The organism is Endozoicomonas numazuensis (genome assembly GCF_000722635.1).
Classification (GTDB): Bacteria; Pseudomonadota; Gammaproteobacteria; order Pseudomonadales; family Endozoicomonadaceae; genus Endozoicomonas_A; species Endozoicomonas_A numazuensis.
The window spans coordinates 126,794-128,066 of sequence record NZ_JOKH01000006.1; the positions used below are offsets into that span (position 1 = coordinate 126,794).

2 protein-coding genes are annotated in these 1,273 nt (G+C 49.3%); both read right to left on the minus strand.

The window, feature by feature from the left end; genetic code table 11:
* On the minus strand, positions 1–581 hold a 581-nt coding region (locus GZ78_RS29620; protein ID WP_034840762.1), incomplete at its 3' end, for a hypothetical protein.
* Positions 582–796: 215 nt separating this feature from the next.
* Positions 797–1,273: hypothetical protein (locus GZ78_RS30425; protein ID WP_236631642.1), on the minus strand; the 477-nt coding region annotated here is incomplete at its 5' end.

The window sequence follows — 1,273 nt, forward strand, 5'->3', positions numbered from 1 at the left end:
GGTGGAAAGACGCCGCAATCATGATCTCCCAGTTGATCCGTTTTGGTGTTGATCACCAGTTGTTTAAACATTGGCATCTCTGAGAGGCAAACAACAGAGGTTGGAGAATAATAAATATGGAATCTACCTATAAGAGCGGTTGGAGAACTATAAATGTGGATGCCTACATTACGACTTCTTAGTTTTGAGCAGGCATGGTAGGAATTGTCGCAGTGGGGATTTTTGGCTTGATTACGGTCGATCCTGCGATAAGCCTGACTGTCAAAATGAAAGTAACGGCCATTGTTAAAGTTGGTGTTACGCTGAAACCTGGCTCCAAAAGAATTAGTTACCTCGTCCTTTCGGTCATCGTAGGTTGAGCTTTGGTGAGCAAAACTTGTAGGGCATCGGAAGGTGGGCAGATCATTCATCTTCCACATGATAGCATCCAATGCGCCATAAGGAGGTGTTTTGGCAAAATACCGTGGCCCGAGGTGAGCAGAAAACAGCTCAACTTCAGGCTCCGGATCAATCAGCTCGGCCTCTGTACCAGCCCCATGCAGAAGGAGTGTTGATAAAGCAAAGAAACGGCAAAAATACATAAAAAAACTCTGGTCAACAAGAGAGGCTGGAGTCGAGCAATAAGTACAACAGGCTTTGTAGTGTAGACCTTGAGCGGTGTTAAGCAACCGAGGGCCGTGAGTTCTCTTGCTGCAGTTGCTGTATCGATATCACGACAAATGCCGTTTTTTGTTGCTTCTGTTGTGAGCGAGAGCCGCCGCCCCACGCGCCTTCAAAGGCGATAGAGCTATTTGAATTATTGTAGCCATCTGGTCATCACGAATAAAACCGTCAAGGCAGAAAAAGCGCCGAGGGCAACAGGGCGAACCGCTGAGGAGTGTGAGTCCACAGGTGTTGATGAAGTAACCGGGGCCAGGGAAACATCAGACGGCGTGACTGTAATAACAGGTGTGTACAGGGTTGCAGAGCCTGGCAAAACAGCCGCAGAAGATGAAGAAGTCAAAGCGGCAGTGGCCGTGCTTGCTGTAGTCGGAGTTGAGGGTTGTGAGTTCTGGATTGAGGCTGCTGTGTTTTGGGTTGAGGCTGCTGTGTTTTGGGATGAGGTTGCTGCATTTTGGGTTGAGGTCAGTGCATTCAGTGTTGAGGATGCTGGGCAGACAGAAGGGCTAAGCTCTCGGCCACAGCGCAGGGTAGCACGCTGATAGGTTTCAGTGCGGGTTACTTCTGATGGCACAAATGAGCCCCGGGTGTCATTGGCCGCTTTGCGGAACTG